This window comes from Blastococcus sp. SYSU D00820 (assembly GCF_054050695.1).
Window position 1 is genome coordinate 41,260 of the sequence record NZ_JBJGZW010000015.1, and the last position, 23,557, is coordinate 64,816.

Here is a 23,557-nt window from a genome sequence, read left to right on the forward strand (position 1 = left end):
GGGTAGGGCCGGAGGTCGCCCAGAACCCTGACACGCTGCGTGACCAGGCTCGATCCCCCGAACCGGTACACCTGTCCCCTGACGTGCGGAACCGCCGGGGATCCGATCACAGTGCGTGACGGTCCCCGGCGGTCCCGGCGGTGCCTCAGCCGGCGGCGACGACCGAGAAGGCGGTGACGCGCACGGTCGTGGCGACCGTGTTGCTGCCGGTGCGGTAGGCCGCGATCCCCACGCCGCCGGGCGCCTGCAGCACCGCGGTGGTGTCGGTCCGCGACAGCTGCGGGGTCGCCGGCTCGGTGCCGTCGGCCGCCCAGACGCTCGCGGTGACCGTGGTGGTGCCGGTCCCGGTGAACCGCGCCCGCACGGTCAGCGGCGTCCCCGCGGTGTAGGTCAGGCCGCGGACCTGCACCTCACCCCCCGGGTAGCTCTCGACGCCCCCGGTGAGCCGGGACAGGGTCAGCCAGACCCCGCCGTCGGCCGCGACGCGGACCCGGACCCGGTACTCCTCGCCCGAGGCCACCCGGCGGCCGGTCACGTAGACGTACGTGCCGCTGCCGGTGGGCATCGCGTCCAGCGCGAAGGTGGTGGTGACGTCCACGTCGGTCGCGGCGACCGCCCCCAGGTAGGAGCCGGTGTTGTTGCCGGCCGCCGGGAGGGCCAGCAGCGCCGCCCCGCCGTCCACCGACTGGCGCACCCCGCCGGAGGCGACGGTCCACTCGCCCCCGACGTCGGCGGCGCCGAGGCCGCCGGTCACCGTCCGCTGGAAGGTGTCCGTCGCGATCGCCGGGACGACGACCGGCGGAGCGGGGTCGGTGACCGTCACCCGGCGGGTGGTGGTCGCCGTGGCGCCCTGGTCGTCGGTCACGGTCAGGGCGACGGTGTAGGTGCCGCCCGCGGCGTAGGTGTGCTCGGCGGTGACCCCGGTGCCGGTCCGGCCGTCCCCGAAGTCCCAGTCGCGGCGGACGACGGCGCCGTCGGCGTCGGCCGAGGCCGCGGCGTCCACGGTGACCGTGAGGTCCTGCGCGGCGGCGGTGAACGAGGCGGTGGGCGCCGCGTTCACGTGCTCCCGCGCCCCGACCAGGCCGACCCGGAAGGAGGTCGCGCGGACCACCGTGGCCACGGTGTTGCTGCCGGTCCGGTAGGCCGACAGGCCGACCGCGCCGGGCACCTGGAGGGCGGCGGTGGTGTCGGTCCGCGTCAGCTGCGGGGTGGCCGGCTCGGCGGCACCGTCGGCCCAGACGGCCGCGGTGATCGTCGTGGTGCCGGTCCCGGAGAACTGCGCCCGCACGTTGAGCGGAGTGCCCGCGGTGTAGGTCAGGCCGGGCACGGTGACCTCGCCGCCGGGGAAGCTCTCCACCCCGCCGGTGATGCGGGACAGCGCCAGGGTGACGCTGCCGTCGGCGGCCACCTTCACCCGCACCCGGTAGTCCTCGCCCGAGGCCACCCGGCGCCCGGAGACGTACACGTAGGTGCCGCCGCCGGTGGGCATCGCGGACAGGGAGAACGACGTCCGGACGTCGGCGCTGGTCGTGGCGACCGAGCCGAGCGAGGAGCCGGTGTTGTTGCCGGCCGCGGGCAGGGCCAGCTCGGCCGCGCCCCCGGTCACCGACTGCCGGACCGCGCCGACGTCGGCCGTCCACGCGCCACCGATGGTCGCGGTGCCCAGGCCGCCGGTCACCGACCGGTCGAAGACGTCCTTGGCCAGGGGCGCGGTGTCGATCGGCGCACTCACCGTGACCTCGCGGGTCGCCGTCGCCGGGGCGCCGTCGTCGTCGGTGACGGTCAGCGTGACCTGGTAGGTGCCGGCCGCGGTGTAGGTGTGCGTCGCCCGGGCGCCCGAGCCGGCCGCCGTCCCGTCGCCCCAGTTCCAGGCGTACGAGGCCACGGTGCCGTCCAGGTCGAGGCTCGCCGAGCCGTCGACGGCGAGGACCAGGTCGGTCGCCGCGGCGGTGAAGGCCGCCTCCGGGGCCGCGTTCACCGGCGCCGGGGCGACGGTGACCAGCGTGCGGGCCGTGCTGGTGGCGCCCTTGTCGTCGGTGGCGGTCAGCGTGACGACGTAGGTGCCGGCGGCGGCGTAGGTGTGCCGCACGGTGGCGCCGGTGGCCCGCTGCCCGTTGCCGAGGTCCCAGGCGTAGGAGGTCACGGTGCCGTCGGTGTCCACCGACCGGCTCGCGTCGAGGGTGACGGCGAGCTCGGCGGTGGTGGCCTGGATGCGGGCCGTCGGCGGCACGTTCGCCGGCGCGGCCACGCCGCCGCCGGCGGCGTGCGCGGCGATCTGGGCGGCCGAGAGCGCGGTCGGGTAGAGCGCGACCTCGTCGATCCGGCCGCTGAAGGTGCTCGACCCGCCCATGGCCGCGTCGGAGCCGACCCGCAGGTAGCCGTTGTAGGAGAGCCCGCTGGTGGTGTCGGTGCGCGAGCCGACCAGGACGCCGTCCACGTACAGGGCCATGCCCGAGGGGCTCATCGTGGCCGCGACGTGGTGCCACCTGCCGTCGTTGTACGAGGCGGTGCTGGTGACCGTCTGCTGCATCTTGAAGATCCAGACCGGGACGGTGACGCCGAAGTTCAGCCGGCCCCGCGAGTCCAGGTAGACCTGGCGGTCGTAGGTGTTGCTGGTGCCGCTGGCCTTGTTGGCGAAGCCGATGATCCGCCCGCCGGTGGTCGACGAGGTCTGGAACCACGCCTCCTGGGTGAAGGTGTTCGGCGCGGCCGTCGCGGTGCCGGTGGCCATCGTGGCGTTGGCGGTGCCGTTGAACGAGTAGGCGGTGTTGCCCGCGATGGCGCCGACGGCGTTGCGGGTGACGCCGGTGCCGACCGTCATCGGCCGGGTGCCGATGGCGTCCGCGGCCGTGCCGGAGCTCTCGCCGAGCCGCCAGTGGTGGGACGCGCCGTCGGCGCGGACGGTGTCGGCGTAGGGCCGGGTGGTGCCACCGGTCGGCGCCGCGGCGACCTCGACGGCGACCCACGGGGTGGCCACGGTGTTGCCGAACGGGTCGGTGGCGGTGACGCGGTAGCGCAGCGAGCCGCTGACGCCGGCGTCGGAGGCGGTCATGGCCGGCCGGTTCCACCAGGTGGAGGCCTGGACGGTCTCGGCGACCGGGAGGGCCTCGCCCTCCCGCTCGACGCGGTAGACGAGCGTGGCGTTGTCCTGGTCGGAGGTCGCCGTCCAGGCGACCGTGACCGTGCCCGGGGCCGGCGAGGTCGCGGTGGCGGTGAACCCGTCGCCGGACGGGCCGACCTCGTTCGGCGCGGCGCCCGGCAGGGCGTAGCGCACCAGGCCCTGCTGGCCGACGCCGTTGACCCGCGGGAACTCGCCGCCGTAGACGACGTACTGACCGTTGCCGGTGACCGACCAGCCGGCCTGCTGCTGGCCGGTGTAGGTGCCCGGGGTCATCGTCGGGAACCAGGGCAGCAGGGAGCCGGCCGGCTGGTTGCGGAAGTTGCCGTTGGCGATCGTCGAGGACCCGACGGTGCCGGTCGGCGCGAGGGTGAACGCGACGCCGAACTTGTGCACCCGCGGGTTCTGCTCCGGGAAGCCCCCGATGTTCCGGCAGTCGTGGCTGTGGCTGGCGACGTAGACGACGCCGCCGGTGGCGTAGTTCGAGTACGAGTCGCCGCGGCAGTCGTTGATCTCGACGATGGCGCCGCCGTCGGCCTTGACCACGAACGAGCCCTCGAGGTTGCCGGGGCCGTAGTAGTCGTAGGCCGTGCCGATGACCAGGTCGCCGGAGGTGCTGAGGCTGTAGACCGCCGAGTTGACGCCCTGGTTGGTCAGCTTCTGGTTGATCGCGAACGGCTTGGTGGCGCCGGAGACCGGGTCCAGCGCGGCGACGCCGGTGGCCTTGACGCCGTTCATGCTGTCGAAGCGGCCGCCGGCGATGACCTGGCCGGTGCCGGCGACGGTGAGGGCGAGGACGGCGTCGCTGGTGTTCCGGTTGCCGTCGGAGTTGCCGGTCGTGGCGCCCACGCCGGGCAGCGGGGCCCAGGGCAGCAGGCCGCCGTCGGCGGCGCGGACCGCGGCCAGGCGCGAGCGGCTGACGCTGCCCACGGCCGTGATGCTGCCGCCGAGGTAGACGGTGTCGTTCGTCGCGGCGATCGCGGCCACCTGGCTCTGCACGGCCGGCGCGAAGTCCGCGACCAGGGCGCCGGTGGCGGTGTCGAAGGCCGCGACCCGGCGGCGGGTCTGGCCGTCGACGCTGGTGAAGTCGCCGCCGACGTAGACGCGCGTGCCGTCGGGCGAGGCCGCGACCGCGAGCACCTGGCCGTTGAGGTCGTGGGCGAAGGAGGTGATCAGCTCGCCGGTACGGATGTCGTAGGCCAGCAGGTTCGCCCGCGGCGTCTCGTTCGTCCCCGGGGCGGCCCCGGCGGGGCGGGCGCTGGTGAACGAGCCACCGACGTAGACGGTGTTGCCGACGACGACCTGCGCCCAGGCGACGCCGTCGATCTGCACGGTGGGCAGCGCGTCGGCGGTCACCGTGGTCGGCGTGGTGGCCGAGGGCGTCAGCGGTGCGGAGTCGGCGCGGGCCGAGCCGGTCGGGACGAGGGCGGCGGTTCCGGCGGCGAGCAGGACGCTCACCAGACCGGCGAGCAGGCGCGCGGGCACCTTGCCCGGCACAGCCGGAGACGTTGCGGACATGCGGAGTTCCCCCTGGTCTGGTGCCCGAGGCCGGCGGCTCCCCCTGGTGCCGTCGTCGAGTACCGAGAGTCACGATCGCAGTCAGTGACGATCCCGGGCATCGCACAACCGGGTGATGACCTGCGGAAACGTCCCTCCGAGTGGGGAGGTCCGTCACACCGCGTCACGCACTGTGTCTGCCGGAACACGGAGCGCCACCGGTGACGGGGCCGGGCGGGCGGGTACCGCCCGGCCCCGGATCAGCCGGCCCGCGTGACGGTGAAGGCGGTGACCCGCACCGACTGGGCGCCGGTGGCGCTGCCCGGCCGGTAGGCGGCGATCCCCACCGAGCCGGCGGCCTGGAGCACCGCGGTGGTGTCGGTGCGCACCAGCTGCGGCGCGGCCGGCTCGGCGGTGCCGGCCCGCCACACCGTGCCCTGCACGGTGGTGGTGCCCGTGCCGGTCACCCGGAGCCGCACCTCGAGCGCGGCGCCGGCGGTCCAGGTGCCCGCCGGCAGGACCACCTCGCCCCCGGGCCACGACTCCACCCCGCCGGCGATCCGGGACAGCGACATCCCGACCGAGCCGTCCGGCGCGATCCGCAGGAACATCCGGTACTCGTTGGCCCCCACCCGGCGCCCGGTCACGTAGACGTAGCTCCCCGCGCCCGTGGGTGCCTGCGCCAGCGCGACGGTGGCCCGCACCTCCACGTCGGTCTCGGCGACCCCGGCGAGGTGCGCGCCGGTGTTGTTGCCGGTGCCGGGCAGGGCCAGCGTGGCCGCGCCCGGGGTGACCGAGAGCCGGGTGGCGCCGGCGGTCGCCGTCCACGCGCCACCGACCTCGGCGGTGCCCAGCCCGCCGGTCACGGTGCGGTTGAACGTGTCGGCGGCCACGACCGGCGGACCGGCCGGCGCGGTCACGGTGACCGTGCGGGTGGTGGTCGCCGTCGCGCCGTCGTCGTCGGTGACGGTGAGCCCGACCGTGTAGGTGCCGGCGGCGGCGTAGGTGTGGGTCGCCGACGGGCCGGTGGCCGTGCCGCCGTCGCCGAAGGTCCACGCCCAGCCGGTGACCGTGCCGTCGGCATCGGTCGAGCCCGCCCCCGACACCGCCACGGTGAGCCCGGTGGCGGTCACGGTGGCCGCGGCGGCCGGCGCCCGGTTGGGCACCGGCGCCGTCACGGTCACCGCCCGCTCGGTCGTGGCCGTCGCCCCGCGGTCGTCGGTGACGGTCAGCCGCACCGAGTAGGTGCCCGCGGCGGTGTAGGTGCGCACCGCCGTGCGCCCGGTGGCGGTGCTCCCGTCGCCGAACGACCACGCGAAGGAGGTGATCCGGCCGTCGGCGTCGGCCGAGGTGCCGGCGTCGAACGACGCGGTCAGCTGCGCGGCCGCGGCGGTGAAGGCGGCCGTCGGCGGCACGTTGACCGCGGGCGTCGTCGTGGCCAGCCGGTGGTGCTCGGCGACCACGCCGGCGGGCAGCACCGACGGGTAGATCGACACCTCGTCGATGTCCCCGGTGACGTACGGGGCACCGGCCCACGTGGTGTCGCCGCCGATCCGCCAGTAGCCGGTGTACTCCTGGCCGGCCCGCGTGTCGGTGCGCGAGCCGACGAGGACGCCGTCGACGTACAGCGCCATGCCGGTGGTGCCCAGCGAGGCGACCACCTGGTGCCAGCGGCCGTCGTTGAGCCCGGGGGCGGTCGACAGCGTGCGCGCCTCCTGCGGCCAGACCCCGAAGGTCAGCCGGCCGGCCTGGTCGAGGTACAGGTGCCGGTCGTTGTTGTAGCTCTGCCCCGAGCGCGCGTCGCCGTAGCCGAGGAGCTTGCCGCCGGCGGTCGACGTCGTGCGGAACCACAGCTCCACGCTGAACTGGTTGGGTGCCGGCGCCGCGGTCGGGGTGACCGCGAGGCCCGAGCCCGTGCCGTCGAACGAGGCCGCGCCGTCGGCGTCCCCGCTGACCGCGCCGGCCGCGGGGCGCCGGACGCCGCTGCCCACGGCGAGGTCCGCGGCGCCGGCCGAGTCCAGCCCGCTGCCCGAGGCCTCCCCCAGCCGCCAGTAGTGCGCGGGACCCGCGGCGAGCACCGCCTGCGCGTACGGGCTGCCGGCCACGCCGGTGGCCGCCACCGCGACCACCCGGGAGGTGGACGCGGTCGCCCCGCGGTCGTCGGTGACGGTCACCGCGACCCGGTAGGAGCCGGCGCGCGGGAAGGTGTGGGTCACCCGGGCGCCGGTCGCGGCGGCCGTGCCGTCGCCGAAGGCCCAGGAGATGCGGCTGACCGTGCCGTCGGGGTCGGTGGACGCCCCGGCGTCCAGGGTCGCGACCAGGCCGTCGGCGGTCGCGGTGAACGCCGGCCGCGGAACGGCGTTGGGCGCGCTGCCGGTGGTGCCGGCGGCGAAGTGCCGCTGCACCTGGGCCGCGGTGAGCACGCCCGGGTAGACGGCGACCTCGTCGAGCCGGCCGGCGAACCAGTCGGTCGTCCCCGCCCAGCGGGTGTCGCCGCCGAGCCGCCAGTAGCCGACGAAGTCCTGCGCGGCGGTGGGGTCGGTGCGCCGGGCCGCGAGCGACCCGTCGAGGTAGAGGGCGATGCCGTCCGGCCCGAGGGTGGCCACGACGTGGTGCCACCGGCCGTCGTTGTAGGCCTTGGTCGTGGAGACGACGCCGCCGTAGCCCGGCCAGACGCCGAAGGAGACCCGCCCCGCCTCGTCCAGGTAGACGTGCCGGTCGTGGTTGACGCTCAGCCCCGAGGTGGCGTCGCCGAAGTCCAGCAGCACGCCGCCGGCCGTCGACCGCGTGGAGAACCACGCCTCGACGCTGAGCGTGTGCGCGCCGCGCAGCGGGTTGGTCATGGTGGCGATGCCGCCCGCGGTGCCGTCGAAGGAGGCGGCGGTGTCGGTCGAGCCGGTCAGGCCGCCCTGCTGTGCGCCCGCGACGCCGCTGCCGAGCGCGAGGTCCTCGAAGCCGGCGCTGTCGTAGGCCACCCGGCTGCCGGCCGGCTCGTCCAGGCGCCAGTAGTGCTCCGGCCCGTCGGCCAGCACGGTCGCCGAGTAGGCGTCGTCGGCACCGCGGGCGCCGGAGACGACGACCGACGCGGTCGAGCTGCTCACGGTGTTGCCGAACGGGTCGCTGACGTCGACCCGGTAGGTCTGCGTCGTCCCCGGGGTCAGCCCGCGGTCGACGAAGCCGAGCTCGGGCCGGTGCCACCAGGTGGAGGCGGCCGTGGTCCGGTGCACCTGCTGGCCGCTGCGGGTCACCGTGTAGGTGAGGTCCCCGTTGTCGACGTCCGAGGTGGCCTTCCAGGACACCCGGACGGTGCCGGAGGAACGGGACACCAGCGTGGGGGTGAGCTCGGCGTCGGCGGCCGGGCCCATGCGGTTGGGCGCGATCGACGGGACGGCGAAGCGCACCAGCCCCTGCTGGCCGGTGCCGTTCACGCGGGGGAACTCCCCGCCGTAGACGACGTACTGGCTGGTGCCGGTGACGCTCCAGCCGGCCTGGTACTGGCCGGTGTACGTGCCCGACGCCATGGCCGGGAACCAGGGCAGGAGCACCGGGGCCGGCCGGCCCATCCAGGGGCCGCCGATCTGCCGGCGACCGCCGTCGGCCCCGACGCCCGCGGCGGTGACCGCGGTGGCGTACTTGTGCACCCGCTCGGGGGTCTGCTCGGGGAAGCCGCGGATCTGGTCGCAGTTGTGCGCGTGACCGGCCAGGTAGACCACGCCACCGGTGGCGTAGCTGGAGTAGGTGTCGCCCCAGCAGTCGTTCACCGACACCAGCGCGCCGCCGTCGGCGCGGGCGACGAAGGAGCCCTCGAGGTTGCCGGGGCCGTAGTAGTTGTAGGCCGTGCCGTACACGGTGCTGCCGTCGGTCGAGAGGCTGTAGACGGCGGAGTTGATGCCCTGGTTGGTGATCTGCTGGCCGGCGGCGAAGGGCCGGGTGGCGCCGGACACCGGGTCGAGCGCGGCCACACCGGTCGACTTGACGCCGTTCATCGAGTCGAACCGCCCGCCGGCCACGACCTGCGCGCCGCCGCCGGTGACGACCAGCGCCATCACCGCGTTGCTCGTCGCCCGGTTGCCGTTGGTGTTGCCGGTGGTCGGCCCGACGCCGGGCACCGGGGCCCACGGCAGCAGCCCGCCGTCGGCGCTGCGGACGGCGGCCAGCCGGCTGCGGCTGACCCCGCCGACGGCCGACAGGTCGCCGCCGAGGTAGACGGTGGAGTTGGTGGCGGCCAGCGCGGCCACCTGGCCGTTGACGCTCGGCCGGAACGACGCGACCAGGGCGCCGGTGGCGACGTCGTAGGCGGCCACCCGGTTGCGCGGCTGGCCGTCGGCGACGGTGAAGTCGCCGCCCACGTAGACCCGCGAGCCGTCCGGGGACGCGCTGACCGCGAGGGCCTGGCCGTTGAGGTCCGGCGCGAAGGAGGTGACCAGCTCGCCGGTGCGGATGTCGTAGGCGAGCAGGTTGTTCCGCACGGTCTCCTGCTGCCCCGGCGGGGCACCGGCGGGACGCGCGCGGGTGAACGACCCGGCGGCGTACACCCGGTCGCCGACGACGACCTGCGACCAGACGACGCCGTCGACCTGGACCGTCGGCAGCGCGTCGGCCGCCACCGTCGGCGGCGTCGTCGGCGTGACCGCCGTCGGCAGGCTGTCGGCCCGCGCGACCGCCGGTGCCGTCATCGACACCGCCCCCGCGGTGAGCAACCCGCACACCGCCGTCGCCACGACCCGCTTCAGCGCACGCGCTGACCGTTCCCCCATGGTGCTGCTCCCCCGTGCTCCCCCGTGCACCGGGCCCGGAGGACCCAGTCCGACCACAGTGGGTGACGGGCAGCGGGGCGGACAAGGGGGTGGTCGACACCCGATCCGGTGACGAGCTGCGGGAACGCGGGCGTCGTCCACGCTCCGCGGTCACCCACGGTGAGCGCCGGAACGCACGACGACCCGCCACCGCGGGCAGCGGCGACGGGTCGTCGGGAAGTGCGGTCGGACGGGTCAGGCGGCCGGTCCGGTGAAGATCAGCAGCGGTGCGCCGGCCTGGTAGCCGACCTCGATGGTGATCAGGTCGCGGGCGTCCTCCGGAACGCTGAAGACGTAGACGGCCTGGGCGCTCTCCCCCGGCGCGACGGTGCCGCCGAAGGGCGCCTGCGACGGGTCGTCGAGCGGCGACGCCGGCGTGCGGTCCGGGCCGTAGGCGGCGTTGACCGCCACCCCGTACAGGGACACCTCCTCCGCCGTCCCGTTCTCGATGGAGACGGTGACGCGGATGGCCGGGCCGGCGATGTTGCCCGGCCCCACCGCGGTGCCCTGGATGCCCTCGATCGACGGGATCGTGGCCACGATGCCGTTGCCGACGGCCGCGGGCTCGCCGATCGCGACCTCCGGCAGCGCCGGCGGCGGCTCGTCGACGTCCTCGGTCGGGCCGGTCGGCGTCGGCGTGGGCGGCATCGGCACCACGCTGGTCGCCGCCGGGTCGGTCGGCGCCGTCGTCCGGCTCGCCGTGGCGTCCGCGGCGTCGGAGTCGCCGTCGCCGCCGGTGAGGACCACCAGCAGCGTCACGACCACGGCGACCACCACCACGGCGGCCGCGGCCAGCAGCGCCCGGCGGCGGGCCGGCACGCCGGCCGGCGTGCCGGCTGCCGCCGGCTTCCCGGCCGCCGCCGGCTTGGTCCTGCTCGGCTTCCCGGCGCTGTCGCCCCTGTCGGCCCCGGTGCTCCCGGCGCCGTCCCCCTGGTCGCTCATCGCGCTGTTCTCCCCGTTCCTCGAGTCACTGCTGGGCGGCCGGCAGCTGTTCCCACGACGGCGCGCCGGCCGGCTTGGGCAGCGGCACCACGTTGTCGGGCAGCCCGTCGGCCGGCGCAGCCGCGGGCCGCACCGGCGGCAGGTCGGCGTCGGTCGGCCGGCGGCGGCCGCTGGGCCGCCGCTTCGGGAACGCCCGCGTGGCCAGGCACCGGGCCAGCTCCTCGTAGCCGGCGGCGACCTGGTCCCAGTCGTAGCGGGCGGCCAGGATACGCGCCCGGCGCCCGGCGCGGGTGGTGCCCTCCGGGTCGGCCTCCACGGCGGCGATCTCGCGGGCGACGTCGGCGGGCGTGCGGAAGAACCGCCCGCTGTCGGCCACGACCTCGCGGTTGAAGCTGACGTCGTAGGCGGTGACCGCCGCGCCGGCGCCGATGGCGCGCAGCAGCGAGGGGTTGGTGCCGCCCACGGAGTGGCCGTGCAGGTAGGTGGCGCAGTTGGCGTAGAGCTGGTCGAGCAGCTCCTGGTCCCAGACCCCGCCGAGGAACCGCACGCGGTCGTCGGCCAGCGCGTGCACCCGCTTGGTGTACTCGTCGGCGTAGGGGGCGGAACCGACCACGACCAGCGGCTTGGTCGCGTCGCTGGCCGCGTACCCCTCGACGATCAGGTCGACGTGGTTCTCCGGCTCGAACCGGGCGACGACGAGGTGGTACTCCCCGCGGGCCAGCCCGAGCTCGGCGATCCGGTCCGACCCCGGCTCGATGAGCGGGGCGCCGTAGGTGAGCAGCGTGGTCGGCGCGGCGAAGGCGTCGCGGTAGTAGTCGGCGATGCCCTGGGCGTCGGCGATCAGCGCGTCCGACCAGCGGACGGCGAGCGACTCGGCGACCCGGTAGTAGTGCCGGCCGCCGCGGCCCCACTTGGCGCGCTTCCACTCCAGCCCGTCGACGTGCGTGGCCACCGGGATGCGGCGGGCGCGCAGCACCGGCAGCAGCGGCGCGTTGGCGGCGTTGAAGACGAAGGCGGCGTCGGTGCGGTGGGCGACCAGGTGGCCGACGGACAGCGCGGTGTGGCTGAGCGTCTCCAGCGAGCGCTTCCGGGCGGCCGGCAGGTGCACCAGCTCCATGCCCAGGTGCTCGACCGGCGGGAGCTCGGCCGCGCCGGGCGTGGTGCGGCAGTAGACGACGACGCGGTGGCCCCGGTCGACCAGCCGCCGTCCGACCTCCTCGACGGCGGTCTCGAAGCCGCCGTAACGGGCAGGGACGCCTCGGGTGCCCACCATGGCGATGCTCATGCGCTTCATCAGGAGGTCCGTTCCGATCGGCGAGGGCTGTTCGTGCCGGTCATCGGCACGAGCGGGGCAACGCTAGAGCGGGGAGGGGCCCCGCGCCGCCGGCCCTCCCCCGGGAGGGGGAGGACGGTGCACGGGGCCCCGGGATGCATCAGTAGGCGCCGGACTTGCTCAGGACGGCGCGCACGGTCTTCACGAGGATCAGCAGGTCCATCGCCAGCGACCAGTTCTCGACGTACCGGAGGTCCAGCCGCACGGCCTCCTCCCACGGCAGGTCGCTGCGGCCGGAGATCTGCCAGAGGCCGGTGAGCCCGGGCTTGACCAGCAGCCGGCGGCTGACCGACGTGTCGTACCGGGCCACCTCCCCCGGCAGCGGCGGCCGGGGACCGACGAGGGACATCGACCCGCCGAGCACGTTGAGCAGCTGCGGCAGCTCGTCGAGCGACAGCCGGCGCAGCCAGCGGCCGACCGGGGTCACCCGCGGGTCGACCCGCATCTTGAACAGCAGCCCGTCGGAGATGTTGTCCGCGCGCAGGGCGTCGACCTGGCGGTCGGCGTCGACGACCATGCTGCGGAACTTCAACATGGTGAACGGCCGGCCGTTCACGCCGACCCGCTCCTGCCGGTAGAGCACCGGACCGGTGCTGGTCAGCTTCACGGCCAGGGCGATGCCGAGCAGCACCGGGGCCAGCAGCAGGAGCGCGACCGCGGCGATGGCCCGGTCGACCCCGCCCTTGACCACCCGGCGCCAGCCCTCGAAGCGGGGCTGCTCGACGGCCAGCAGCGGCAGGCCCTCGAAGGGGCGGATGTGCAGCCGCGGCCCGGCGACCTCGATCAGGCCGGGCGCGACGAGCAGCTCGATGCCGGTGCCCTCCAGCTGCCAGGACAGCTGCCGCAGGTAGTGGGCGGCGGTCTCGCTGGCCGAGGTGACGGCGATGGTGTCCGCGCCCACCTGCCCGGCCAGGGCGACGACCTCGTCGAGGCCGCCGACCGGCACGCCGGCGATCCCGGCGACCCGGTCGCGGTCGCCGGGGGTCACGCAGAGGCCGACGACGTCCATGCCGGCGTAGTGCTCGCGGCGGACGCGGGCGACCAGCTCGAGCACCGCGCCGCCCCGGCCGACGACGACCACCCGGGTGGTGCAGCGGCCGGCGGCCCGCAGGCGGCGCAGCCAGCAGCGGGCCAGGAACCGGCCGACCAGCGTGACCAGCGTGAGGGCGGGGACGGCGACGAGCACCAGGCCGCGGCTGAGGTCGAGCGCCGCGGCGTAGGACAGCAGCCCCGCCACGGCGAGCAGGAGGAAGCCGGCCCGGCCGACGCGCCGGTACTCGTCGCTGCCGGTGCCGAAGACCCGCTCGGAGTAGGCGCCGGTGGCGGCCAGCAGCAGCGGCCACGCGACGGCCAGCGCCACGCAGGACCAGACGAGCAGGGAGCCGGTGGTCAGGCCGCGGGCATGGGCCAGCAGCACCAGGGCGCCGGCCGCGACGGCGGCGAGGGTCTCGACCACGGCGAGCGATCCGGCGTAGCGCCGCACCCAGGCCGGCGTGGTGCGGCGGGCGAGCGGACGGGCGGCGAGCGGCGCGCCGGTGCCCGGCGCGCTCGTCGCGGCGTGCAGCGCTGCTGTCCCCACCCTGACCCGGTCGTGATCGAGTAGCACGGTTCCCCCCGGAGACCGACATGACACTGTGTGATCAGGTCACCACGAGTGAGCCGGAAACGGGGTGCTCGCACCCCATCTGCCCACGTGAGCGGCCTGATGTTCTCGTCGACCCTCACAGAGCGTCATCGGGAAAGCAATGCGCAGGGTCACCGTTCACCCCATCGGTAGAGGGCCCGTGACCGGTGTCACCCCCCGAGGGGAACGCCGACGGGCCGCCACCCCGCGAGGGGGTGGCGGCCCGTCGGGCGCGGCGTCAGCCGGCCGTCACCGAGTAGGCGGTGAACCGCACCGCCGTCGCCACCGTGTTGGAGCTCGAGCGGTAGGCGGCCAGCCCCACGGCACCGGCGGTCTGCAGCGAGGCCGTGGTGTCCGTGCGGGTCAGCTGGGCGGCAGCGGGCTCGGCCTGCCCGGACAGCCACACTCGGGCGGCGACGGTGGTCGTGCCGGTGCCCGAGGTCTGCACCCGCACGTTCAGGGTCGCCCCGGCGGTGTAGGTGAGGCCGGGGACGATGATCTCCCCGCCGGGGAAGGCCTCCGTCCCGGACGTGATCCGCGACAGCACCAGGGCGACCTGGCCGGTCGAGGTGATCCGCACGCGGGCCCGGTACTCGTCACCGGAGGCCGTCCGGCGCCCGGAGACGTAGACGTAGGTGCCCGCGGTCCCGGTCGGCATCGCCGTCAGGGAGAACGAGGCGGTCACGTTCGTCGACGTCTGCGAGACCCCGCCGAGGTAGGCGCCGGTGTTGTTCCCGGCGCCCGGCAGGTTGAGCTCGCCGTAGCCGTTGCCGACCGACAGCCGCGTGGCCCCCACCGCCGCCGTCCACGGACCGCCGATGTCGGCGGTGCCCCAGCCGCCGGTCACCGTCCGGCCGAAGGTGTCCGTGGCGACGGCGGGCGTGCCCGTCGGCGCCCCCACCGTGACGCTGCGGGTCGTGCTGCCCGTGGCACCGGCGTTGTCGGTCACCGTGAGGGTGATCGTGTACGTGCCGGCGGTTCCGTAGGTGTGCGACGCCGTCGCGCCCGACCCGGCCGGGGTGTTGTCGCCCCAGTTCCAGGAGTACGAGGCGATCGTGCCGTCGGCGTCGGCCGACGCGGAGCCGTCGACCCCCGCGGTCGAGCCGGTGACCGAGGTGGTGAAGCTCGCCGTCGGCGCCTGGTTGGCCCCCACGGTCACCTGGCGGGTCGTCGTCCCGGTCAGCCCGCCGTCGTCGGTGACGGTGAGCGTGATCGTGTACGTGCCGGCCCGGGTGTAGGTGTGCGACGCCGAGACGCCGGAGCCGTTGGCGGTGCCGTCGCCCCAGTTCCAGGCGTACGAGCGGATGCTGCCCGTCGCGTCGCTCGAGGCCGAGCCGTTCACCGCGACCACCGAGCCGGACGGCGTCGCCGTGAACGAGGCCGTCGGCGCCGTGTTGGTGGGCGCGCCCGTGGTGCCGAGCCGGTGGTGGCTGGCGACGACGTCGCTCGCCAGCGCGGTCGGGTACACCGCGACCTCGTCCATCCGGCCGTTGACCCAGCCCGAGCCGTTCCAGGTGGTGTCGCCGCCGATCCGCCAGAAGCCGTAGTTGTTCTGGCCGAAGGTGGTGTCGGTGCGCGAGCCGACCAGGACGCCGTCGACGTAGAGCCGCATGCCGTTGCTGCCGAGGGAGGCGACGACGTGGTGCCAGCGGCCGTCGTTGTAGGCCTGCGGCGAGGTGACCGTGCGGCCGGCGCGCGGCCAGACCCCGAAGTTCACCTTGCCCGCCGTGTCCATGTAGACCAGCCGGTCCTGGTTGAAGCTGGTCCCGGTGTTGTTGTCACCGAAGCCGATGAACCGGCCGCCGTTGCGCGAGGTCGTGGAGAACCAGAACTCGACGCTGAAGGTGTTCGGCGCCTGGGTGCGCACCGTGGGTGCGAGGTAGCCGCTGCTGGTGCCGTTGAAGGTGAAGGCCCGGTCGCCGTCGTTGGCGATGGCGCCGGCGGTGTTCCGGCTGACGCCGCTGTTCACCGTCATGTCCATGCCGCCGGCCCGGTCGTAGGCGGCGCCGGAGGTCTCGCCCAGCGGCCAGTAGCCGGTCGCGCCGGCCGAGAGGACGGCGTTGCTGTACTGCCGCGCCGTGCCGCCGCCGGTGCCGACGTTCGCCGTCACCCAGCCGGTCGCGGCGGTGTTGCCCGCGGGGTCGGAGGCGGTGACTCGGTAGGTGTGCGACCCCGCCGTCACGCCGGTGTCGGTCCAGCCGACCACCGGCCGGTTCCACCACTGCGAGGAGCGCGTGAACGTGGCGACCGGCGTGGTGGTGTTGTTGTCCCGGTAGACCCGGTAGGTCAGGTTCTCGTTGTCGTTGTCGAACGCCGCGGTCCAGGCCACCCGCACGGTGCCGGCACCGAGGACGGCCACGCTCGGCGTGGCGCCGGCGAAGTCCGGGCCCACCCGGTTCGGCGCGGTGCTGGCGAAGCCGAAGCGCACCAGGCCCTGCTGGCCGGTGCCGTTCACCGTGGGGAACTCGCCGCCGTAGACCAGGTACTGGCCGTTGCCGGTGACGTGCCAGCCGCCCTGCGCCTGACCGGTGTAGCTGCCGGCCGCGACGGTCGGGTACCAGGGCAGCGTGGCGGGGGCCGGCTGGCCCATCCAGTTGCCGCCCCACTCGCCGTCGACGATGCCGGACGGCGCGAGGCTCAGGGCGTTGGCGCGCTTCCAGACCCGGTTGGTCTGCTCGGGCCAGCTGCCGACCTCGTTGCACCGGTGGGCGTGGCTGGCCTCGTAGAGCACGCCGGCCATCGGGAAGCTCGAGTAGGTGTCGCCGAAGCAGACGTTGACCCACCGGACCGCTCCGCCGGAGGCGGCGGCCGCGAAGGCGCCCTCCAGGTTGCCGGGGCCGTAGTAGTCGTAGGCGGTGCCGTAGACGGTGCTGCCGTCGGTCGACAGGCTCCAGACGGCGGAGTTGACGCCCTGGTTGGTCAGCTGCTGGTTGATCGCGAAGGTGCGGTTCGCGCCGCTGCTCGGGTCGATCGCGGCGACGCCGGTGGCCCGGACCCCGTTCATGCTGTCGAAGCGCCCGCCGACGACCACCTGGCTCGGGTTGCTGGTGATCACCATGGCCAGCACCTCGTTGCTGGTGCCCCGGTTGCCGTCCTCGTTGCCGGCGGTGGAGCCGACGCCCGGCACCGGCGCCCAGCTCTGCAGCGCGCCGTTGGTGGCGGACACCGCCGCGAGCCGGGTGCGGCTCACCCCGCCGACGGCGGAGAGCGCGCCGCCGAAGTAGACCGTGGTGTTCGTGGCCGCGATGGCACGCACCCGGCCCGAGACGCTCGGGGCCCAGCCGGAGACGAGCGTGCCGTCGGGGGTCAGCGCGGCGATGCGGTTGCGGGTCTGGCCGTTGACCTGGGTGAAGTCGCCACCCACGTAGATGCGGCTGCCGTCCGGCGACGCGGCGATGGCCAGCGCCTGGCCGTTGAGGCTGGGCGCGAACGAGGTGATCAGCTGCCCGGTGCGGATGTCGTAGGCGAGGATGTTGTTCCGCACCGTCTCCTGCTGGCCCGCGGGCACCCCGGCCGGCCGGGCCCGGGTGAACGACCCCGCGACGTAGACGGTGTTGCCGACGACGACCTGGGACCACGCCACGCCGTTGATCTGCACCGTGGGGAGCGCGTCGGCGGTCACCGTCGCCGGTGTCGCCGGATTGGCCGGGTTCGTCGGCGCGCTGTCGGCCCGCGCCACCGATCCGCCGCCGAAGGCGCCGGCGAGCATCCCGGCGACGAGCAGGAGCACCGCCATCCACGCCGTGGTCGCCCGCAGGCCGGTCGTCGGCCCTGCCGTCGAGTGGTCGTACATCCCCGTGAGCCCCCGCTCCTCGCACACTGCACCGGTCGGTCTTGCAACCGATCGGCGAACACTAAGCGTGAGGATGGAACCCCGGGCAATCACCCGAAGCGGTGGTCAGGGCGGTGCGATCAAGCGAAACACGGCCATTCGTGACGGAGCGTCACGGGCAGACCCCGGGAGACGGACCCGCGGGCGGGTGCGCGGCGGCCTCAGGTGCGCGGGTGCACCACGTTCTGCGCCGCCTCGAGACCCCGCGCGAGGAGCTCCTCGGTCGCGTCGGCTGCCTCGGCGACGAGCAGGTCGAGCTCCTTGCGCTCGGTGGCGGAGAAGTCCCGGAGGACGAAGTCGGCCGGGTCCTGGCGGCCCGGCGGGCGGCCGATGCCGACCCGCACGCGGAGGTAGTCCTTGGTGCCGGTGGACCGCGTGATCGAGCGCAGGCCGTTGTGGCCGCCCTCGCCACCGCCGCGCTTGAGCCGCACGGCGGAGAAGGGGATGTCGAGCTCGTCGTGCACGACGACGAGATCGGTCACCGGGAGCTTGTGGTAGTCGAGCAGGCCCCGCACCGGCCCGCCGGACTCGTTCATGTAGGTCGACGGCTTGGCCAGCACCACCCGGCGACCGGCGAGGCGGCCCTCCCCCGAGACGGCACGGGAGCGGGCTCCCTTGCCGGCGGACAGCCGGACACCCGCCCGGGCGGCGAGCTCGTCGAGCACCATCGCGCCGACGTTGTGCCGGTTGCCGGCGTACGTGGGGCCGGGGTTGCCCAGCCCCACGACCAGGAAGGGCCCCTCGGAGGGAGCGGACGCCGCAGGGGCGCCGGCGTCGCCGGCGCCCCTGCGGGTCGTGCTCTCGGTCAAGCGGGAGCTCAGCTGTTCTCGGTGGCGTCCATCGACTCGCCGCTGCCCTGGTCCTGCGGCTCGGGGACGACGTCGCCCTCGCCGGTGCCCTCGGCGGCCGAGTCGGACTCCTCGCGCTCGATGCCGGCCTCGGCCTCGGCCTCGGCGAGCTCGGCCTCGAGGGCCTCGGCGGTCGGGGCACCCAGGAAGCCGATGACCAGGGCCTCGGGGTCGGTGACCAGCGTCGAGCCGGCCGGCAGGACGAGGTCGCCGGCGGTGATGTTCTGGCCGGCGGTGCGACCGGTGATGTCGACCTCGATCGTGTCCGGCAGCTTGGTGGCGTCGGCCTCGATCGAGACGGTGTTGAGCTGGTGGTTCGGGATCGCGTCGACGCCGGCCTCGCCGACGACCACGATCGGGACCTCGACGGTGGTCTTCTCGCCACGGCGGACAGCCAGCAGGTCGACGTGCTCGTGCACCCGGGTCAGCGGGTCGCGCTGCACGCTCTTGGTGAGCGCCAGGTGCTCCTGGCCGTCGAGCTCGATGGTGATCAGGGCGTTGCTGCCGCCGTTGCGCAGGACCGCGGCGAACTCGCGGGCCGGCAGCGACAGGTGGACGACGTCCTGGCCGTGCCCGTAGAGGACGGCGGGGACGCGGCCGGCACGACGGGTCCGGCGGGCGCTGCCCTTGCCGAACTCGGTGCGGGCCTCGGCGACGAGGCGGTAGTCAGCCACGGTGGTGTGCTCCTCAGGAGGTGGATCGGGTCTGCGGCCGGCGCACGGCGCGGCGCACCCGTGAGGGCACACGCACGTCGATCACGGAGTCGGTCGGACCGCTCCCTCGCCGGGCAACAGGACCAGGGTACGCGGTCGTCCCGAGCGGGAGCCCGGAGGGCTCCCCGAGCGATGACACGACGCGAGCCGAGGACGCTGGACGGTGACCCGCCCCGCGAGGCCGGGCCGGCGAGCGGGAGTCCGGAGGGCTCCCCGAGCCGGACCCGGAGGAGGGCTCAGCCCAGGCCGGGAACGGCACCTGGCCGCGGTCGCGGTCCGGAGGACCGCAGTGTCACGACGCCCCGTCGAACAGGCTCGTCACCGAGCCGTCCTCGAAGACCTCCTTGATCGCGCGGGCCAGCAGCGGCGCGATCGACAGGACGGTGAGCTTGTCGAACTGGCGGGACGGCTCGATCGGCAGCGTGTTGGTCACGATGACCTCGCTGATCTGGCTGTTCTTCAGCCGGTCGACCGCGGGGCCGGAGAGCACGCCGTGGGTGGCGGTGACGATGACGTCGGCCGCGCCGGCCTCGAAGAGGGTCTCGGCGGCCTTCACGATGGTGCCGCCGGTGTCGATCATGTCGTCGACCAGGATGCAGACCCGGCCCTCCACCTCACCGACGACGCGGTTGGCGACGACCTCGTTGGGCCGCAGCGGGTCGCGGGTCTTGTGGATGAAGGCCAGCGGTACGCCACCGAGCTTGTCGCTCCAGCGCTCGGAGACCCGCACCCGGCCGGAGTCCGGGGAGACGACGGTGAGGTCGCGGTCGCCCCAGCGCTCGCAGACGTGGCCGACGAGCAGGTCGAGGGCGAAGAGGTGGTCGACCGGGCCGTCGAAGAAGCCCTGGATCTGGGCGGTGTGCAGGTCGACGGTCATCAGCCGGTCGGCGCCGGCGGTCTTGAACATGTCCGCGACCAGGCGGGCGGAGATCGGCTCGCGGCCGCGGTGCTTCTTGTCCTGGCGGGCGTAGGGGAAGAACGGGGCGACGACGGTGATCCGCTTGGCCGAGGCGCGCTTGAGCGCGTCGACCATGATCAGCTGCTCCATGAGCCAGGTGTTGATCGGCGCGGTGTGGCTCTGCACCACGAAGGCGTCGCAGCCGCGGACGGACTCCTCGAACCGGACGAACAGCTCGCCGTTGGCGAACTCGTAGGACGCGGTGGGGGTGGGGGTGACGCCCAGGTGTCCGGCGATCTCGTCGGTCAGCGCCGGGAACGCCCGGCCGGAGAAGAGCATCAGGCTCTTGTTGGTGGTCTGCCGGATGGAACTCATCGGCTCTATTGCCCCTACTGGTCGTCGTTCGCGCTGCGGGCCGGAGCCCGGCCCTCGTCGGCGCTCCCCGGTCGAGTGTCTGCCGCACCCGCGGCCGGTGCATCCCCGGCCGCCGCGGCGGCCGCAGCGGCATCGGTACCGGGGCGGCGACGGCGGACCCAGCCTGCCACATTCCGCTGGCGTGCCCGTGCCACGCCCATGGCCCCCGGGGGGACGTCGGTGGTGATCACCGACCCGGCCGCGGTGTACGCGCCGTCCCCCACCGTGACCGGCGCCACCAGCATGGTGTCGCTGCCGATGCGCACGTGGTCCCCGATGTGCGTGTGGTGCTTCTCGACACCGTCGTAGTTCACGAACACGGTCGCCGCGCCGATGTTGGCGCCCGTGCCGATCGTGGCATCTCCCACATAGGAGAGGTGCGGCACCTTCGAGCCCTCGCCGACGCTGACGTTCTTGGTCTCGACGAACGCCCCGGCCTTGGCGCGCGCGGCCAGCCGGGTCCCCGGGCGCAGGTAGCTGAACGGGCCGACGGTCGCCCGCGGCCCGACCACCGCGCCGAGGCAGTGCGACCGCAGCACCGTGGCGCTCTCCCCCACCTCGGTGTCGACCAGGGTGGTGTCCGGCCCGACGACGGCGCCGGTGGCGACGCTCGTGGCCCCCTGCAGCTGGACGCCGGGCTGGAGGACGGCGTCCGCGGCCACCGTGACGGTGACGTCGACCCACGTGGTGGCCGGGTCGACGACGGTGACGCCGGCCCGCATCAGCCCGTCGAGGACGCGGTCGTTCAGGGTGCGCCGCCGGGCGGCGAGCTCCCGCTGGTCGTTGCAGCCGAGGACGTCGACCGGGTCCTCGGCCGGCACGCCCCCGACCGGGGCGCCCTCGCCGGCCAGCAGCCCGACGACGTCGGTCAGGTACACCTCGCCCTGGTCGTTGTCCGACCCCACCCGCGCCAGCGCCCGGCGCAGGGCCGCGGCGTCCCCGACGTAGACGCCGGCGTTCACCTCGCGGATCGCCCGCTGCCCGGGGGTGGCGTCGCGCTCCTCGACGATCGCCCGCACCGCGCCGTCGTCCCCGCGGACGATCCGGCCCAGCCCGGTCGGGTCGTCGACCTCGGCGGTCAGCACGGTGAGCACCGACCCGGCGGCGGCGTGGCCGTCGACCAGCGCCCGCACGGTCTCGGGCCGCAGCAGCGGGGCGTCGCCGTTGACGACCAGGACCGGCCCCTCCAGGTGCGGGACGGCGGCCAGCGCCACGGCCGCGGCGTGCCCGGAGCCGTTCTGCTCCTCCTGCACGACCGGCAGCGTCTCCGGCGCGACGGCGGCCAGGTGCTCGGCGACGGCGGCCCGGCCGGCGCCAACGACGACGACCGTCGTCCCCGCGCCCAGCGGGGCGGTGGCCGCGAGGACGTGGCCCAGCATGCTGCGTCCGCCCAGCGTGTGGAGCACCTTCGGGGTCGCCGAGCGCATGCGGGTGCCCTGACCCGCGGCGAGGACGACGACGCCGGCGACGGCGGCTCCGGTGGAACGGGCACTTCCCGGCTGCTGCAGGGTCACGGGTCTCCTCGGGCGACGGGGTGGCACGGCTGCGCTGGGGGACTCGGACTCGAACCGAGACTTCCCGGCTCCAAAGGCCGGCGGGCTGCCGATTACCCCATCCCCCATCCCGCCGCCGCGACCGGCGGTCGGCGGAGGCGCCGCTCCGGCGCCACAGGCAGCCTAGGGCGCGCCCCCGGGACGGGCAGCGCCCGGCGCGGGCGGCTGCCGGGGCACGACGGGCGGAGCTCCCTACGGTCACGTAGGTTACGGGTTCGTAACCCCGGTCGGGGACGCTGCGGCGTCCGATCGGATCGCCCGCCCTGGAGGCCGCTTGTCCGCTCCCGCCCTCACCCGGCCCGCCGTTCCCCGACCGCTGGCCGAGCCCCATGCGGGACTGCCCGCCAACGCGATCGGCCGGCGGAAGAGCACGCTCGAGATCGTCACGCTCTACGTGGTGGTGCTCGTCCCGTTCCTGGCGCTGGCCGCCATCGTCCCGGCCGTCTGGGGCTGGGGCCTGTCCTGGCTGGACGTCGGTCTGGCCGTCGGCTTCTACTACCTGACCCTGCTGGGCGTGACGGTCGGCTACCACCGGCACTTCACGCACGGGTCCTTCCGGGCCGTGCGGCCGCTGCGGCTGGCGCTGGCCGCCGCCGGCTCCATGGCGATCCAGGGGCCGGTCATCCAGTGGGTGGCCGACCACCGGCGGCACCACGCGTTCTCCGACCGCGCCGGCGACCCCCACTCGCCGTGGCGGTACGGCACCGACCTGCGGGCGCTGCTCAAGGGCATGTTCCACGCCCACCTGGGCTGGCTGTTCGACCGGCGGAAGACCAGCCAGGAGCGCTACGCCCCCGACCTGCTCAAGGACGGCGGCCTGGTCCGGATCAGCAAGCTGTTCGTCGTCTGGGCGGGCGTGAGCCTCCTGCTGCCCGGCGTCATCGGCGGCCTGGTCACGCAGAGCTGGGCCGGCGCGTGGTCGGCGTTCTTCTGGGCCGGCCTGGTCCGGGTCGCGCTGCTGCACCACGTGACCTGGTCGATCAACTCGGTCTGCCACGTCGTGGGCAGCCGGCCGTTCGTCTCGCGGGACCGCGCGACCAACTTCTGGCCGCTGGCCCTGCTGAGCGCCGGCGAGTCCTGGCACAACCTGCACCACGTCGACCCCACCTCCGCCCGGCACGGCGTGCTGCGCGGGCAGGTCGACATCAGCGCCCGGGTCATCTGGGCCTTCGAGAAGCTCGGCTGGGCCAGCCACGTCAAGTGGCCCGACCCGGTGCGGCTGGCCGCCAAGCGCCGGGACGCCGTCCCGGCAGCAGGCTGAGCACCCCGGCCGGTGCTGTTCCCCCGCCCGGGCGACCTGGTCCCGACCGGTCGCCCGGGCGGCGGCGTCCCCGGGCCACGATGGGCGCCGTGAGCAGCGGACCCACCCGGCCGCGGGTGCGGATGACCGGCGCCCAGCGCCGCGAGCAGCTGCTCGACGTCGGCCGCGAGCTGTTCGCCCAGCGCGGGTACGAGGCCACCTCGATCGAGGAGCTGGCCGCCCGCGCCGACGTGAGCAAGCCGGTGGTCTACGAGCACTTCGGCGGCAAGGAGGGCCTCTACGCCGTCGTCGTCGACCGGGAGCTGCAGCGACTGCTCGACCGGTTCACCACCGCGCTGTCCTCCGGCGGGCACCCCCGCCGGCTCCTCGAGCGCGCCGCCCTCGCGCTGCTGGACTACATCGAGGAGGACACCGACGGCTTCCGCGTGCTCTCCCGTGACTCCCCCGTCACCGATCCGACCGGCAGCTACTCCTCCCTGATCGGCGAGGTCGCCCACCAGGTCGAGCACCTGCTGGCGCAGCAGTTCGCCGGCCGCGGCTACGACCCGCGGCTGGCCGGGCTCTACAGCCAGGCACTGGTCGGGATGGTGGCGCTGGTCGGCCAGTGGTGGCTGGACACCCGGACGCCGGGCAAGGGCGAGGTGGCCGCGCACCTGGTGAACCTGGCCTACAACGGCCTGGCGCACCTCGAGGGCGCGCCCACGCTGCTGCCCCGCCCGTAGGGCCCG

Annotated in this window: 12 protein-coding genes and 1 tRNA gene; 2 read left to right on the forward strand and 11 right to left on the reverse strand. The window is 74.8% G+C overall.

Translation table 11 applies throughout. From position 1 onward, the window contains the following. Nucleotides 1–145 precede the first annotated feature (145 nt). The 11 genes from ACI79R_RS15845 to ACI79R_RS15895 form a co-directional block, all read right to left on the reverse strand. Complete coding sequence (locus tag ACI79R_RS15845) at nt 146–4,636, reverse strand: PKD domain-containing protein (protein ID WP_456574605.1); 4,491 nt, start codon at nt 4,634–4,636, stop codon at nt 146–148. Nucleotides 4,637–4,875: 239 nt separating this feature from the next. Then, on the reverse strand, nt 4,876–9,372 hold the full coding sequence (locus ACI79R_RS15850) for a PKD domain-containing protein (RefSeq protein ID WP_456574606.1): 4,497 nt from the start codon (nt 9,370–9,372) through the stop codon (nt 4,876–4,878). Between the two features lie 234 nt (nt 9,373–9,606). After that, nucleotides 9,607–10,353, reverse strand: coding sequence for a hypothetical protein (locus ACI79R_RS15855; RefSeq protein ID WP_456574607.1), 747 nt, complete (start codon nt 10,351–10,353; stop codon nt 9,607–9,609). Nucleotides 10,354–10,378: 25 nt separating this feature from the next. Next, the gene (locus ACI79R_RS15860) at nt 10,379–11,647 is read right to left on the reverse strand and encodes a DUF1972 domain-containing protein (protein WP_456574608.1); all 1,269 of its coding nucleotides are present in this window, start codon (nt 11,645–11,647) and stop codon (nt 10,379–10,381) included. Between the two features lie 139 nt (nt 11,648–11,786). Then, nucleotides 11,787–13,265, reverse strand: a complete 1,479-nt coding sequence (locus tag ACI79R_RS15865; protein ID WP_456574609.1) for a sugar transferase — start codon at nt 13,263–13,265, stop codon at nt 11,787–11,789. 283 nt (nt 13,266–13,548) lie between these two features. Further along, a complete protein-coding gene (locus ACI79R_RS15870) occupies nt 13,549–17,103 on the reverse strand; it encodes a PKD domain-containing protein (RefSeq protein WP_456574610.1) in 3,555 nt (1,184 codons plus the stop codon). Between the two features lie 200 nt (nt 17,104–17,303). Next, a complete protein-coding gene (pth, locus tag ACI79R_RS15875) occupies nt 17,304–17,951 on the reverse strand; it encodes an aminoacyl-tRNA hydrolase (protein WP_456574611.1) in 648 nt (215 codons plus the stop codon). 8 nt (nt 17,952–17,959) lie between these two features. After that, nucleotides 17,960–18,664 carry a 50S ribosomal protein L25/general stress protein Ctc gene (locus ACI79R_RS15880; protein WP_456574612.1) on the reverse strand — a complete coding sequence of 235 codons (705 nt, stop codon included), beginning with the start codon at nt 18,662–18,664 and terminating at the stop codon, nt 17,960–17,962. A 331-nt stretch (nt 18,665–18,995) separates the two neighbouring features. Next, a complete protein-coding gene (locus tag ACI79R_RS15885) occupies nt 18,996–19,976 on the reverse strand; it encodes a ribose-phosphate diphosphokinase (protein ID WP_456574613.1) in 981 nt (326 codons plus the stop codon). A gap of 14 nt (nt 19,977–19,990) precedes the next feature. Continuing rightward, on the reverse strand, nt 19,991–21,529 hold the full coding sequence (gene glmU, locus ACI79R_RS15890) for a bifunctional UDP-N-acetylglucosamine diphosphorylase/glucosamine-1-phosphate N-acetyltransferase GlmU (protein ID WP_456574614.1): 1,539 nt from the start codon (nt 21,527–21,529) through the stop codon (nt 19,991–19,993). A 34-nt stretch (nt 21,530–21,563) separates the two neighbouring features. Next, nucleotides 21,564–21,636: transfer RNA gene (locus ACI79R_RS15895), tRNA-Gln, on the reverse strand. Between the two features lie 206 nt (nt 21,637–21,842). Here ACI79R_RS15895 and ACI79R_RS15900 point away from each other — a divergent pair. Together ACI79R_RS15900 and ACI79R_RS15905 are read left to right on the forward strand one after the other, a co-directional pair. Beyond that, complete coding sequence (locus ACI79R_RS15900) at nt 21,843–22,829, forward strand: acyl-CoA desaturase (protein ID WP_456574615.1); 987 nt, start codon at nt 21,843–21,845, stop codon at nt 22,827–22,829. An 89-nt stretch (nt 22,830–22,918) separates the two neighbouring features. Further along, nucleotides 22,919–23,551: a TetR/AcrR family transcriptional regulator gene (locus ACI79R_RS15905; protein WP_456574616.1), complete on the forward strand. Its 633-nt coding sequence runs from the start codon at nt 22,919–22,921 to the stop codon at nt 23,549–23,551. Nucleotides 23,552–23,557 lie beyond the last annotated feature (6 nt).

What these genes read in the sequence shown, in the direction of transcription:
- ACI79R_RS15870 (WP_456574610.1), bottom strand. Translation starts at nt 17,103, where the DNA reads ATGTACGACCACTCGACGGCAGGGCCGACGACCGGCCTGCGGGCGACC.
- ACI79R_RS15860 (WP_456574608.1), bottom strand. Translation starts at nt 11,647, where the DNA reads ATGAAGCGCATGAGCATCGCCATGGTGGGCACCCGAGGCGTCCCTGCC.
- ACI79R_RS15850 (WP_456574606.1), bottom strand. Translation starts at nt 9,372, where the DNA reads ATGGGGGAACGGTCAGCGCGTGCGCTGAAGCGGGTCGTGGCGACGGCG.
- ACI79R_RS15845 (WP_456574605.1), bottom strand. Translation starts at nt 4,636, where the DNA reads ATGTCCGCAACGTCTCCGGCTGTGCCGGGCAAGGTGCCCGCGCGCCTG.
- ACI79R_RS15855 (WP_456574607.1), bottom strand. Translation starts at nt 10,353, where the DNA reads ATGAGCGACCAGGGGGACGGCGCCGGGAGCACCGGGGCCGACAGGGGC.
- ACI79R_RS15885 (WP_456574613.1), bottom strand. Translation starts at nt 19,976, where the DNA reads ATGAGTTCCATCCGGCAGACCACCAACAAGAGCCTGATGCTCTTCTCC.